The sequence below is a fragment of the Thermosulfurimonas dismutans genome, from assembly GCF_001652585.1.
GTDB lineage: Bacteria > Desulfobacterota > Thermodesulfobacteria > Thermodesulfobacteriales > Thermodesulfobacteriaceae > Thermosulfurimonas > Thermosulfurimonas dismutans.
Genome location: NZ_LWLG01000058.1, coordinates 1 through 609, shown reverse-complemented (window position 1 = coordinate 609; position 609 = coordinate 1). Strand labels below are relative to the sequence as shown.

Below are 609 nucleotides of genomic sequence, written 5' to 3'. Positions count from 1 at the left end.
AATTTCTCTGATAAGTCTGAGGTTGTCCTCGAACCTTTTCCCAAATCCGATCCCGGGATCAAGAATGACCTTTTCCGGGGCGAGCCCTAAAGAAAGGGCCAGTTGAGCCCTCTCCTTGAGAAAGGTCTTTATCTCTCCCAATACGTCTTCATACTTAGGGTCCATCTGCATGGTCTGAGGAGTGCCCTTCATATGCATGAGAACCACCGGAGGACGATATTTACGAATTACTTCTGGCATTCCGGGATCAAACCTTAAAGCACTCACGTCGTTTACAATGTCCGCGCCGACTAAAAGGGCCTCTTCGGCCACCCGGGCCTTATAGGTGTCCACCGAAATCGGAATTTCAGGAAATTCTCGCCTGATGGCCTCTATCACCGGAATAACCCTGCGCAACTCTTCTTCTTCTGGGACCGGTTTAGCAAAGGGTAAAGTGGTTTTGCCGGCATTGGTGTAACCGATAATAGCCACTACCGGGAGCCCATGTCGTTTACGTCGTTTGCGCCGTAATTCACGCTGACGGGAGATAGCCTTGAGTTCTCTCTCAAGACGAGCAATCCGTTCTCGGATACGGCGACGATCAACTTCGAGTTTGGTCTCTCCCGGTCC

The 609-nt window shown here is 50.9% G+C and carries 1 protein-coding gene; it reads right to left on the bottom strand.

What is annotated here, in order from left to right:
• Positions 1-609: dihydropteroate synthase (gene folP, locus TDIS_RS10735; protein ID WP_068671874.1), on the bottom strand; the 609-nt coding region annotated here is incomplete at both ends.